11 protein-coding genes are annotated in these 12,357 nt (G+C 64.6%); 6 read left to right on the top strand and 5 right to left on the bottom strand.

All coding sequences use genetic code 11. From position 1 onward, the window contains the following. Window positions 1-257: 257 nt before the first annotated feature. From gyrB to dnaA, 5 genes are all read right to left on the bottom strand, one after another. A complete protein-coding gene (gene gyrB, locus ACFWBU_RS01005; protein WP_169621078.1) occupies window positions 258-2,294 on the bottom strand; it encodes a DNA topoisomerase (ATP-hydrolyzing) subunit B in 2,037 nt (678 codons plus the stop codon). Window positions 2,295-2,507: 213 nt separating this feature from the next. Beyond that, the gene (locus ACFWBU_RS01000) at window positions 2,508-3,065 is read right to left on the bottom strand and encodes a DUF721 family protein (RefSeq protein WP_169620896.1); all 558 of its coding nucleotides are present in this window, start codon (window positions 3,063-3,065) and stop codon (window positions 2,508-2,510) included. After that, the gene (gene recF / locus ACFWBU_RS00995; RefSeq protein ID WP_378527195.1) at window positions 3,058-4,293 is read right to left on the bottom strand and encodes a DNA replication/repair protein RecF; all 1,236 of its coding nucleotides are present in this window, start codon (window positions 4,291-4,293) and stop codon (window positions 3,058-3,060) included. The genes ACFWBU_RS01000 and recF overlap by 8 nt, the downstream gene beginning before the upstream one ends. A 25-nt stretch (window positions 4,294-4,318) precedes the next feature. After that, complete coding sequence (dnaN, locus tag ACFWBU_RS00990; RefSeq protein ID WP_169652309.1) at window positions 4,319-5,503, bottom strand: DNA polymerase III subunit beta; 1,185 nt, start codon at window positions 5,501-5,503, stop codon at window positions 4,319-4,321. A gap of 508 nt (window positions 5,504-6,011) precedes the next feature. Next, window positions 6,012-7,694, bottom strand: coding sequence for a chromosomal replication initiator protein DnaA (dnaA, locus tag ACFWBU_RS00985; protein ID WP_169652310.1), 1,683 nt, complete (start codon window positions 7,692-7,694; stop codon window positions 6,012-6,014). Window positions 7,695-8,273: 579 nt separating this feature from the next. Here dnaA and rpmH point away from each other — a divergent pair. The 6 genes from rpmH to rsmG all read left to right on the top strand — a co-directional run bounded on the left by rpmH (window position 8,274) and on the right by rsmG (window position 11,697). Next, a complete protein-coding gene (gene rpmH / locus ACFWBU_RS00980; protein ID WP_169620900.1) occupies window positions 8,274-8,417 on the top strand; it encodes a 50S ribosomal protein L34 in 144 nt (47 codons plus the stop codon). Between the two features lie 20 nt (window positions 8,418-8,437). Next, entirely contained in the window at window positions 8,438-8,881 is a 444-nt protein-coding gene (gene rnpA / locus ACFWBU_RS00975; protein WP_169620901.1) for a ribonuclease P protein component, read from the top strand. Next, complete coding sequence (gene yidD, locus ACFWBU_RS00970; RefSeq protein WP_378527194.1) at window positions 8,878-9,162, top strand: membrane protein insertion efficiency factor YidD; 285 nt, start codon at window positions 8,878-8,880, stop codon at window positions 9,160-9,162. Before rnpA ends, yidD begins: the two co-directional genes overlap by 4 nt. A 68-nt stretch (window positions 9,163-9,230) precedes the next feature. After that, on the top strand, window positions 9,231-10,337 hold the full coding sequence (yidC, locus tag ACFWBU_RS00965) for a membrane protein insertase YidC (RefSeq protein ID WP_169620903.1): 1,107 nt from the start codon (window positions 9,231-9,233) through the stop codon (window positions 10,335-10,337). A 22-nt stretch (window positions 10,338-10,359) separates the two neighbouring features. Further along, window positions 10,360-10,908, top strand: a complete 549-nt coding sequence (locus tag ACFWBU_RS00960) for a R3H domain-containing nucleic acid-binding protein (RefSeq protein WP_169620904.1) — start codon at window positions 10,360-10,362, stop codon at window positions 10,906-10,908. A gap of 108 nt (window positions 10,909-11,016) precedes the next feature. Then, on the top strand, window positions 11,017-11,697 hold the full coding sequence (gene rsmG / locus ACFWBU_RS00955) for a 16S rRNA (guanine(527)-N(7))-methyltransferase RsmG (protein WP_169620905.1): 681 nt from the start codon (window positions 11,017-11,019) through the stop codon (window positions 11,695-11,697). Window positions 11,698-12,357 lie beyond the last annotated feature (660 nt).

The following is a 12,357-nucleotide window of genomic DNA, read 5'->3' as shown; positions in this document are numbered from 1 at the left end:
GGGTGAGGGCACCATAGCGGTACATACAGGGAATACGGAAGGCGCACGCTCGTACGCTCCTGCGAAATGCACCCGACCCCCTGTACGGCTGCCACACATGGCGGTGGCCCAATGGACTGTACTAGCGGGTAGCCAGCCAGCGCGACCAGCGTGTCACTGTCACATGTCACATCATCGGGACCCCTAATGTGATGTCTCTCACAAAAGGGATCCCGATGTGGTCAGATTTCGCTCAGCGCCCGCCGAGCGGCCCCGTGTCAGACGTCGAGGAACCGTACGTCTTTGGCGTTGCGCGTGATGAAGCTTCTGCGTGCCTCCACGTCCTCACCCATGAGGACGCTGAACAGTTCGTCCGCGGCGGCGGCATCGTCGAGCGTCACCTGACGGAGAACGCGAACGGCCGGATCCATGGTGGTCTCCCACAGTTCCTTCGCGTTCATCTCGCCGAGGCCCTTGTAGCGCTGGATACCGTCGTCCTTGTTGATCTTCTTACCGGACTCGAGACCCACCTTGAGCAACGCGTCCCGCTCCCGGTCGGAATACGCGAACTCGGGCTCGCTCCGCTGCCACTTGAGCTTGTACAGCGGCGGTTGCGCCAGATAGACGTGACCGTCTTCGACGAGCGGCCGCATGAACCGGAACAACAGGGTGAGAAGCAATGTCGCGATGTGCTGGCCGTCGACGTCGGCGTCGGCCATCAGCACGATCTTGTGGTACCGCAGCTTCGCGATGTCGAACTCTTCGTGAATGCCCGTGCCGAAAGCCGTGATGATGGACTGGACTTCGGCGTTCTTGAGCACCCGGTCGATGCGGGCCTTCTCGACGTTGATGATCTTTCCGCGCAACGGGAGGATCGCCTGGTACATCGAGTCGCGGCCCGACTTCGCGGAACCGCCGGCCGAGTCGCCCTCCACGATGTAGATCTCGCACTTGCTCGGATCCTTGGAGCGGCAGTCGGCGAGCTTGCCCGGCAGACCACCGATATCTGTAGCGCTCTTGCGCCGCACCAGTTCTCGCGCCTTCCGGGCTGCGAGACGGGCGTGAGCGGACGACACTGCCTTCGTCACGATCGTCTTCGCGTCGGCCGGATTCGCCTCGAACCAGTGCGAGATGTGCTCGTTGCACGCCTTCTGTACGAACGACTTGACCTCGGTGTTGCCGAGCTTCGTCTTGGTCTGTCCTTCGAACTGCGGCTCGGCGACCTTGACGGAGACGATCGCCGCGAGACCCTCACGGATGTCGTCACCCGTCAGGTTGGGATCCTTCTCCTTGAGAAGTTTCTTGTCCTTCGCGTACTTGTTCACCACGGTGGTCAGGGCCGCACGGAAGCCTTCCTCGTGCGTACCACCCTCGTGGGTGTTGATGGTGTTGGCGAAGGTGTGGACGGACTCGGAGTAACCCGAGTTCCACTGCATCGCGACCTCGAGTTCGTGGCCCGTGCCCTTGGCCGTGAAACCCACCACCGAGTTGTGGATCGGCGACTTCGTGCGGTTCAGGTGGCGCACATAGTCTTCGAGACCACCGGGGTAGTGGTAGACGCGAGTCTTGACCTTCTGGACCTCGGGCTTCTTGGCCTCGAGTTCCTGATCCTCGGCGGTCTTCGGCGCGTCCGCGGTCTCGAGGACGACCTCGTCGGTTACTTCCTCGGGAAGCACGCGCTCGTCGGAGAGCGTGATGGTCAGTCCCTTGTTGAGGAACGCCATTTCCTGCAGGCGGCGCGCGACCGTCTCGAAGTTGAAGGTGGTCGTCTCGAAGATGTCCGGGTCCGGCCAGAACCGGACAGTGGTGCCGGTCCGTGTCGACGGCTCACCCTTGACCAGCTCACCGGGCTTGGAATAGGTGTACGTCTGTTCCCAGTGGTACCCGTCGCGGTCGATCTCGACCTCGAGTGTGGTCGACAGCGCGTTGACCACGGAGATGCCGACACCGTGCAGACCACCGGACACGGCGTACGCATCCGAGTCGAACTTGCCGCCGGCGTGCAGCTGGGTGAGGACGACCTCGATCGTGGGAACGCCCGACGAGTGCATCCCGACCGGGATACCGCGGCCGTCGTCGACGACCTGCACGCCACCGTTCTCGAGAAGGGTGACCTCGACCTTCGTCGCGTACCCGGCCATCGCCTCGTCGACCGAGTTGTCGACGACTTCCCAGATCAGGTGGTGCAGACCACGCTCTCCGGTGGAACCGATGTACATACCAGGGCGCTTGCGTACCGCCTCGAGTCCTTCGAGGACGGTGATGGACGACGCACCGTAGTCTTTGTTGCTCTTGTTCGACTTCTGGGCAGCCACGGGTGGGTAGCTCTCCTTCTCCGCCTCGGCCCCGCACAACGCGCGCGGCATTCTTCATCCATCCTACGTGCCCGACCCTCGTATGCCGGGGGCGACACAGAATGCGGTTGCTTACCCCGCTGATATCCCCGCAGCGGGCCTCGCGCGCATCAACACACGTAATTTCCTACGTCGGCTTCATTCCGCGCTCGTGATGCTCGCGGGCGACCTGGATCACCCATACGTATCGCGAGGACCACGCCCACGGACATGCCGCTCGCCCTTGCGCCAACTCGGCGCCGTGGGTCCGCTGATGCGCAGTTCCTTCACCACGCCGTGGCCCACGGCCGCGGCGATCTTCGCCAGGATCTGCGATTGCATCATCCGCAACTGGGTTGCCCAGGCCGTCGACTCGGCCGAGATGTGCAAGATGCCGTCGCGCAGTGTCGTCGGCTGGGCGTGGCCGGCGATGTCCTCGCCCACCACACGAGCCCAACTGCCGAGGACGGTGCCCTCGGATACGTGCGTCGACCAGCCTCGTTGCTTGGCTACCGCGCCGGTGAGAGCGCCCAGAGGCTGCGGATCCCGGTCGTCGGGTCCGGGGCCGGACCAGCCGCGGCGACGCCGGCGAGGACGCAGGTTCCCGCGCGACGCGCGACCCTGTCCCACTGCCTTGCCGCTGGCCTTGGCTGCTGCTCGAGCTTCCTCGAGCGCGCGCCGTGCGAGGTCGACACCCTTCAGTTCCGGTTCGCCGGACGGCGAGCCGTCCTGTGGCCGTGACTCGTCACTCATCGAACCTCCCGACCGATTGTGCGTCTGCCCATTGCACCGATCCCAGCACAGAGATCCGACCGTTGTCGGTGTCTTCCACCTCCACGGGGAACCGCGCGCCGCTCAACTCGTCCGGCACGTCCTCGGGAACAGCCGCGGTGATCAGTACCTGCTCCGCGGTCGCAGCGACCTCCGCGAGCGCAGCGCGGCGACGGCGATCGAGTTCGGCGAAGACGTCGTCGAGCAACAGCACGGGGTCGGTACCGTCCGTACGGAGCAGCGCGAAGGCGCCGAGCCGGAGCGCGAGCGCGAACGACCACGATTCGCCGTGACTCGCGTATCCCTTCGCACCGTGCTCGCCGAGGATCAACTCGAGATCGTCGCGGTGCGGGCCCACCAGGCACACACCGCGTTCGATCTCCTTGTTCCGCGCTTCTGCCAGACGGTGCAGGAACACGGTCTCGAGGAATTCACGGTCGTCCGGTGCGGGAACGCGGGCCGGATCGGAGAACTCGTCGGGCAGTGCATCACCGAGGCTGCTGCGATATCGCAGGCGGGCGGGACGGGATTCGGGCGCGATCGAGCGGTATGCCTCCGACACGTGCGGGGCCAGAGCGTGCAACAACTCGAGCCGGGCCGCAAGCAACTCCGATCCGTGTGCGGCGAGGTGCCCGTCCCAGACATCGAGGGTCGCCAGCGCACTCGTACCGTCGGTCGAGCGCGTGCCCCGGCGCAGCGCGCCTCCGGCTGTCTTGAGCAGCGCCGAACGCTGCCGCAGCACCTTGTCGTAGTCGGCCCGGACGCCGCTCATCCGGGGATAACGGGTGGTGAGAAGTTCGTCGAGGTACCGGCGCCGGTCACCGGGGTCACCGCGGACGAGCGACAGGTCTTCGGGCGCGAACAACACGGTCCTCAGAATCCCCAGAATCTCCCTGGGGCGACGAGCCGGCGACTGGTTGATGCGGGCGCGATTCGGCTTGCCCTCGTTGATCTCGATGTCGATGCCCAGCTCACGACCCGCATTGACGACCTGCGCACCTGTGAATGCACGTGTCGTACCGGCGCGCAGCAGCGGTGTGTCGGACGCGACCCGGTGCGACGACAGGCTCGACAGGTATCCGAGAGCCTCGAGCAAGTTCGTCTTGCCGTGTCCGTTGCGGCCGACGAAGACCGTCGCTCCTGGCGACAGCTCCACGGAGACGGCTTCCCAGGAGCGGAAGTCGCGCAACGAGAAGGTGCGAACGTACACGGACCGTCCAAATCTGGCGCGCCGGTCAGCCCGGCAGGCGCACCGGCATCAGCAGATAGGTGTAATCGCTCTCGGGAGCAGCGAAGGTACCCGAAGCGTCGGGCGACGGTTCTTCCTCGAGTGCGGGCCGGAGCACGGCGGGCCGGCTCGCGGTGGTGAACCCGAACGAGACCTTGTCGGTGTGCAGCGACGTCAAGCCGTCGAGCAGATAACCGGGGTTGAACGCGATGACCAGCGGTTCACCGTAGAACTCGGCGGGATGTGATTCTTCGGCGCGACCCGCATCGTCGCCACCGGCGGACAGGAGCACGCCGCCGTCGGTGAACTCGAGTCGGACCTGAGCGCCACGTTCGGCAACGAGCGCGACACGCTTGATCGCCTCGACGAGCGGAGCGATCTCGACGGTGGCCATCGCTGTGTGCTCGTTCGGCAGCAGCTGGCGGAACTTGGGGAATTCGGCATCGAGGAGCCGCGTGGTGGTGCGGCGGCCGTCGGCGACGATGCCGAGCAGACCTTCGGCGCCCACCGACGAACCGCTACCCAGTGCGAGCTGCACGGGCGAATTCGACGACCCGCCAACGGTTTTCGCAGCCTCCGACAGAGTCTTCGCCGGTACGAGCACTGCGGCCGTGGTGGTGTCCGTGGTCGGCATCCACTCGAGTTTGCGCACCGCGAGGCGGAACCGGTCGGTGGCGGCGAGCACCACGTCGGTGCCGTCGATCTCGACCCGGATGCCGGTGAGCATCGGCAAGGTGTCGTCCCTGCCCGCTGCCACCGCGACCTGGCTGATGGCCTCGGCGAACAGGTCGCCGGCGAGCGAGCCGGTCTGCTGGGGCAGCTCGGGGAGCTGGGGATAATCCTCGACGGGCATCGTCGGGAGCGAGAACTTTGCGCTGCCGCACGTGATGAGTACACGCGTGCCGTCGAGAACCACGTCGACCGGCTTGTTGGGCAGCGAACGGGTGATGTCGGCGAGCAACTTGCCCGACACGAGGGCCTGGCCGGTGGTGATGACTTCGGCCGCCACGTGGACCTGCGCCGAGACCTCGTAGTCGAATCCCGACACGGTCAGGCCCTGCTCTTCGGCTCCGAGGAGGACACCGCCGAGGACGGGCACCGGAGGTCGTGACGGCAGACTCCGGGCAACCCACGCGACAGAGTCGGCGAAGTCCTCGCGAGCAACACGAAACTTCATGCTTCCAAGCTCCATCGCCCGGTGGATCCCTTCGATCGTGGTCTCGACAAGTCGTACGAAGTCTGACACAAGGCCCCGACTCCGCGGGGCGGCGTCGGGGGATGCGGCTCCACGGTATGCCTTCCCTGGCTGGTTGGAAAGCTGGGGCCGGGAGAGGGCACCTCACTCGAGACGCCTGTGGAACAGCTCATCCACACACCTGTTTTTAAATAGTATTTCTCAGAAGAACTCACAGAAGTAGTAATAGGTCCTGTGCAATCTGTGGACCGATCGACGTCTAGGCTGGTGGGGTGCCCTTCTCGAGGCGCCGCACTCGAGGATGAACTCGAGGACTACTCGAGGATGGAATGTGGACTCCTCGAGAGTGTTAGTCCTCTGTCCACCGTCCGTCCACAAAGATCCCATGTTGTACACACCCTTGTCCACAAGTGTGAGTACCCGGACTTTCTCGAGATGCGGGACGGAAACAGGACAGGGAGCGCCCGTGTGGGCACTCCCTGTGGACAGCTTTCTGCGGCGAGGACTACCGCTTGGACCTCTGCTTGATCCGCGCGGTGAGTTCCTGGACCTGGTCGTACACCTTCCGGCGTTCCGTCATCTCTTTGCGAATCTTCTTGTCCGCGTACATAACTGTGGTGTGATCGCGTCCGAACGTCTGCCCGATCTTCGGCAGTGACAGATCCGTCAGTTCTCGGCAGAGATACATGGAGATCTGCCTGGCCTGCGCGAGTGGACGCGCCTTGCCCGGACCGCACAGGTCGTCGATGGACGTACCGAAGTACTCCGCGGTCACCGCCATGATGGTCGCTGCGTTGATCTCGAGAGCCGTCGAATCGGGCATCAGATCACGCAGCACGACCTCCGCCAGCGTCAGATCGAGCGGCTGGCGGTTCAGGGACGCGAAGGCGGTGACGCGGATCAGCGCACCCTCGAGTTCGCGGATGTTGCGTTCGATCCGGCTGGCGATCAGCTCGAGGACGTCATGGGGAACGTTGAGCCCGTCCATGCGCGCCTTCTTGCTGAGGATCGCGATGCGCGTCTCGAGTTCGGGCGGCTGGACATCGGTGATCAGGCCCCACTCGAACCGGGTGCGCAGGCGTTCCTCGAGGGTTGCCAGCTGCTTGGGAGGACGGTCCGACGAGACGACGATCTGCTTGTTCGCGTTGTGGAGCGTGTTGAAGGTGTGGAAGAACTCTTCCTGGATACCTTCCTTGCCCTCGATGAACTGGATGTCGTCGACCAGGAGGATGTCCGTCTCCCGGTACCGCCGCTTGAACGCGACCTTGCGGTCGTCGCGGAGGCTGTTGATGAAATCGTTCGTGAATTCCTCGGTGGAGACGTACTTGACCCGCATACCGGGGAACAACCGCTGGGCGTAGTGACCGGCGGCGTGCAGCAGATGGGTCTTGCCGAGACCGGACGCACCCCAGATGAACAGCGGGTTGTATGCCCGGGCCGGGGCTTCGGCGATCGCGACGGCCGCGGCGTGGGCGAAGCGGTTCGACGCGCCGATCACAAAGGTGTCGAAGGTGTATTTCGCGTTGAGGCTGCTGCTGCCCATGGAGGGCGTCTCGGGAGGTGGCGGCTGCGTGAAGTAGGACGGCCACGATTCGCGGACGGCGGTCAGTGCCTCCCGGTCGTCGTCCACTTCCTCGTGGTCGCCGGGCTCGCCGTCGAGCATGTCGTGGTCGCGGGCTGTGGTGTACCTCCGCCGGAGGTGCCCGATGCCTTCGCCGGGAGCCATGCCGTCGCGGGAGGAGCGACCGTCTCGAGGTGAACCACCGTCTCGAGATCCCGCCGGCTCGCGCCGTGCATCGCGGGCGCGGCTCTCTCCGCTGCGGGTATCCCCGGCGCCCCGGTCCTCGGGAAGGCCCTCGAGGGGCAGAGTGTCGCGGGGTTCCGCGTACGGATCCTCCGCGGGGTCGTCGATGCGTTCGCGCGGCTCGACCCGAACGCCCAGTCCTTCCACGCGATGACCCAGGTAGCGGGTGAGCACCCGGAGAATAGGTTCGCGCAGGTCACGCTCGATGGATTGCTGGGCCAACGTGGACGGGACCGACAGCAGCGCGAAACCCTGGGCCAGCGTGATCGGCTTGACCAGCGCAAGCCACGCCTTCTGGCTCTTGGTCAGCACTCCGTCGTCCGCTGTCAGCTCGGCGACGACGTCCGCCCACACATCGGCAAGCGCGTTCGGCTCGTCGTTCACGTAGCTTCCTCCCACAGGTCGACATGATTTCCACACGATTATCCACAGGTGTGGACAACCGGGGGGGGACGACCCGGTGGATGTCTGCAGAAGTGGTGCAACTGTGTGCACAGGTGAAGTGGAAGACCTGATTCGAGGGGCCCGTCGGTGTGCCGACGCTTCGTGATCAGTCTGGCACACGAGATCGGCTCCGCGCGGTGGCGCTGTGCGGCGCGTCAGGAGCGACGGCACGCGACCGGCGGCCGCGCGCATCGTCTATGGACGTGCGGCGAATGGGCAAGACGGCCTATGCGCTGCGGGTTCGCTGACGAAGCCATGCGAGAGAGCGTAACCCACCGTGACGTGGGACACAGGGGTGTTCGGGGCCCGACTTTCGACGGATGTGCACCACAACCGGGACCGCGCGGGCACAGAGACCGCAGTTTGATTTCGCGTCGGAATCCGCGTAGCCTCGAACAGTCACTCATGCAGAAGTGATAGGTCCGTGCTGCACTCATTGCGCACGGGTCGTGCGAAAATCCGTACACGTTAGACCGATGGCGCCTGCCGGCGTCACATATATCTCGAGGAGTGTTGACCGTGGCTAAGGGCAAGCGGACGTTCCAGCCGAACAACCGACGCCGCGCGCGCGTCCACGGCTTCCGTCTCCGGATGCGGACCCGTGCGGGTCGCGCGATCGTGACGGCGCGTCGCCGTAAGGGCCGCGCCGAACTCACCGCCTGATCCCGTAACGGGAGCTCGGGGTGTTACCTGAGCCGTATCGACTGCGGCGCCGCACGGACTTTTCCGATACCGTCCGTCGCGGTCGCCGTCAGGGGCGGCGGGACCTGGTGATTCACGCTCTCGAGCGTGATAGGTCCGAGTTCTTGGTGAGTGTCGACGGTCCCCGTTTCGGGCTCGTCGTGAATAAGGCTGTCGGGCCGGCGGTGATTCGACATCGAGTCGCACGCCGGCTTCGTCATATCTGTGCCGGCCTCGTCGAGCGAGTACCCGAGAACACCGACCTCGTGCTGCGTGCTCTTCCGGGCTCGGCGACCGCGGATTCGCGGGAACTCGACAAGCAGCTCCGGTCGGGTCTGACCAGGCTCGGACTTCTTCTCGACGCATCTCCCACCGGCGAGGAGCCGTCCTCCAGCGTCCCTGCCGAGAGTGCAGGCGTCCACGCCGATGCCGGGAAGCCCGCATGACCGCCCCGAATGCGAGCGGAAACACCATCCGCTCGGCGCCGGCAAGGGCATTGATCTTCTGTATCGAGCTCTACCGCACGTACGTGTCGCCTACCCGGATGCCGACGTGCCGATTCGTTCCCACCTGCAGCGAATACGCGGTCGAAGCGTTGCGCGCGCGAGGGTTCGTGGTCGGCACGGCGCTCACGTTGGTGCGGCTGCTCAAATGTGCTCCCTGGCATCCTGGAGGATGGAATCCGGTACCCGAGCGGAGTCATCGGTCGTCCCACGTGGGTACCTGACCGGAGCGAAGACCTGAGACCGACGCCTCTCCGTGGCGACATGGACGACCCGAGGAGTACATAGAGCCGTGCTCGACTTCATCTACTATCCCGTGTCCTGGATCCTCTGGGTCTGGCACAAAGCCTTCTCGTTCGTCCTTGCTCCCGACAGCGGCTGGACGTGGGCGTTGTCGGTGGTGTTCCTCGTGTTCACCCTCCGCGCCATTCTGTACAAGCCGTTCGTCAAGCAGGTCCGCACGACCCGGCAGATGCAGGAACTTCAGCCGCAGATCAAGGCGCTTCAGAAGAAGTACTCCAACGACCGGCAACGCCAGGCACTGGAGATGCAGAAGCTCCAGAAGGAACACGGCTTCAACCCCCTGATGGGTTGCCTGCCGGTCCTGCTGCAGGTGCCGGTCTTCATCGGTCTGTTCCACGTGCTGCGGTCCTTCAACCGCACCGGTACCGGCTTCGGCCAGCTCGGCCTGACGCCGGAAGAGAACGCACGTGTCGGCAACTACGCCTTCAGCCCGGAAGACGTCGAATCCTTCCTGAGCGCGCGTCTGTTCGGTGCCCCGATCTCGTCGTGGATCACTCAGCCGATCGCCTCGCTCGAGGCCTTCGCGCCGTTCGGTGACATCCCTTCGCGGTGGCAGATCGCGGCGGTCGCCGTTCCCCTCATGATCGTGGCCGGTATCGCCACGCACTTCAACGCCCGCGCTTCCGTCGCCCGCCAGAGCACTCAGGCTGCCGCGAACCCGCAGGCCGCAATCATGAACAAGCTCGCGCTCTACGTGTTCCCGCTCGGTGTGCTCGTCGGTGGTCCGTTCCTCCCGATCGCCATCATCCTGTACTGGGTGAGCAACAACGTGTGGACGTACGGCCAGCAGCATCTCGTCTTCCGGAAGATCGATCAGGAAGAAGAAGAGAAGCGGGCAGCGGCGCTCGCACGCCGCAACGAGAACGCCCCGAAGCCGGGTGCCCGTCCGAACAAGGCGAAGAAGAAGAAGGGCGCCGTCGCTGCGGCGGAGAGTGCTCCTGCCGACGGTGCGGCCACCGACGTGACGCCCGAGGTCTCGCTGACCAAGGACGTAGACGCTCAGGCGAACGGCAACTCGACGCCCACGTCCGGTCCCGGATCATCGGCCCCGAAGCCGGGTAGCCGTCCCAAGAACTCCAAGCGCAAGCGGCGCTGACCGAAGTAGAAGAGAGCTGATCATGGCCAGTGACCTGGACAAGGCACAGGAGGACATCGAGGTGACCGGCGAGGCGCGCGAGCCTGAACTCGACACCGACGTGGTCGACGACGAGGACTTGATCGAAGAGGGGGAAATCGCCGGCGACTATCTCGAACAGTTGCTCGACGTGCTCGACTTCGACGGCGACATCGACCTCGACGTCGAGGGTGACCGGGCCGTCGTGAGCATCGACGGCGGCAAGGATCTGAGCAAGCTCGTCGGAACCAACGGTGACGTTCTCGACGCCCTCCAGGAGCTCACACGTCTCGCCGTGCAGCAGGCCACCGGGGAACGCAGCAAGCTCATGCTCGACATCGCGGGCTGGCGTGCGGGCAAGCGCGCCGAGCTGACCGAGCTGGGTACCTCCGCTGCGAAGCGGGTCCTGGCCGGCGGCGGTCGTGAGGAACTTGCCCCGATGACTCCCTTCGAACGCAAGATCGTGCACGATGCGGTCGCGAAGGTCGACGGGGTCTCCAGCGAGAGCGAAGGCGCCGAACCGCATCGGCGCGTTGTGATCGTGCAGGATTGAGCCGTCCGCTTTCGGCTCGAAGAGGGACCCTGAACACTCGGGGTCCCTCTTTTTATTCGATGGAGGCCAGCGGGACCGGCACCGCCGGCACGCCGTCGGCACGAGAGGATGTTTCACGTGGAACAAGACGAGGCAGGATTGCTGGCCACCGCCCAGCAGATCTTCGGTGAGAGATTCGAGCTTGCCGAGCGTTACCATCGCTCACTGTCGGTCGACGGAGTCGAGCGCGGACTGATCGGTCCGCGTGAAGTGTCCCGACTGTGGGAGCGTCACATCTTGAATTGCGCGGTGTTGGGCGAACTCATCCAGGAGGACGAGGCCGTCGTCGATGTCGGCAGCGGAGCGGGCTTGCCGGGTATTCCGCTGGCGATCGCTCGACCCGACCTGAGAATCACACTCGTCGAGCCGCTCTTGCGACGCACGGTCTATCTGGCGGAATTTGTGGAAGCCAACGGTCTCGACAATGTCTTGGTGGTGCGAGGCCGCGCGGAACAGCCGAGTGTGCTTCAGGAAGCCGGCGGAGCCGACGTGGTCACGTCGCGGGCGGTCGCGCCGCTCGCGAAACTCGCCAAGTGGTCCCTCCCCCTGATCCACGAAGGCGGCCGCATGCTCGCGTTGAAAGGTTCCTCGGCGCACGAGGAGATCGAGCGAGACCGAGACGAGCTTGCCCGCCTCGGTGCCGGCAATCTCGAGGTGCTCGAGTGCGGCCGCGATGCGCTTCCGGTTCCGACACTCGTGGTGAAAGCGGAGCGCATGCCACGTCCTTCGCGGCGGAGAAAGAACAAGTAACTGTTCCACGTGAAACGAGCCCCTCACTCCCCTCGCGGAGTCGAGGGGCTTGTTTTGTTCGGGCCGGCGCCGGACATCTCGAGTACCGATCGACCGGGATGCCTCTCGAGCTCGAGGCAGTCCCTCGAGTACTGAGTGGCATCCGGAAGAGTTCGGACGGCGTCAAGGGTCGATTTTGTTCCCGTGTGGGCGGGTACCGGGGACCCCTTCTCTTTTCGTCACTGTGACGCCAGAAGTGGGACCGTGCCGTGTAAAAGTTCTCCGGATGAGGGAAACGCTGTGGCACAACGTCTTACGGGGAAAGAATTTCAAACACGTTGCGCACCAAGATGTTCAGATACTCGGAAGTAATCAGTACCCGTAGCTCAGCGACCCGAGCGACACGTGTCGTAGTTTCACGTGAAACATTCCCCACTCCCCCCGGTCCGCAATGTTCCACGTGAAACAAAGAAGCGTTGTTTCACGTGGAACGTCCTGCGGTGTGATCGCGTGGCAGCCACATAGAATGCGGGTGGAATACTGAACCGACCGAGGAAGTGGACGTGAATCGACGCGTCGAAGACACAACCAACTCCTCGGACATGCCTCGCCTCCTCGTTGCTCGAACAGGCCGCGTCCCGTGCGCCGTGTCCCCGGAGCGAAGAGGATGTAGCGTGCGGA

The organism is Rhodococcus sp. NPDC060084 (assembly GCF_042730335.1).
Lineage (GTDB): Bacteria > Actinomycetota > Actinomycetes > Mycobacteriales > Mycobacteriaceae > Rhodococcus.
Note: the sequence above shows the minus strand (reverse complement) of the source record. Positions and strands in the feature narration are given on the sequence as shown.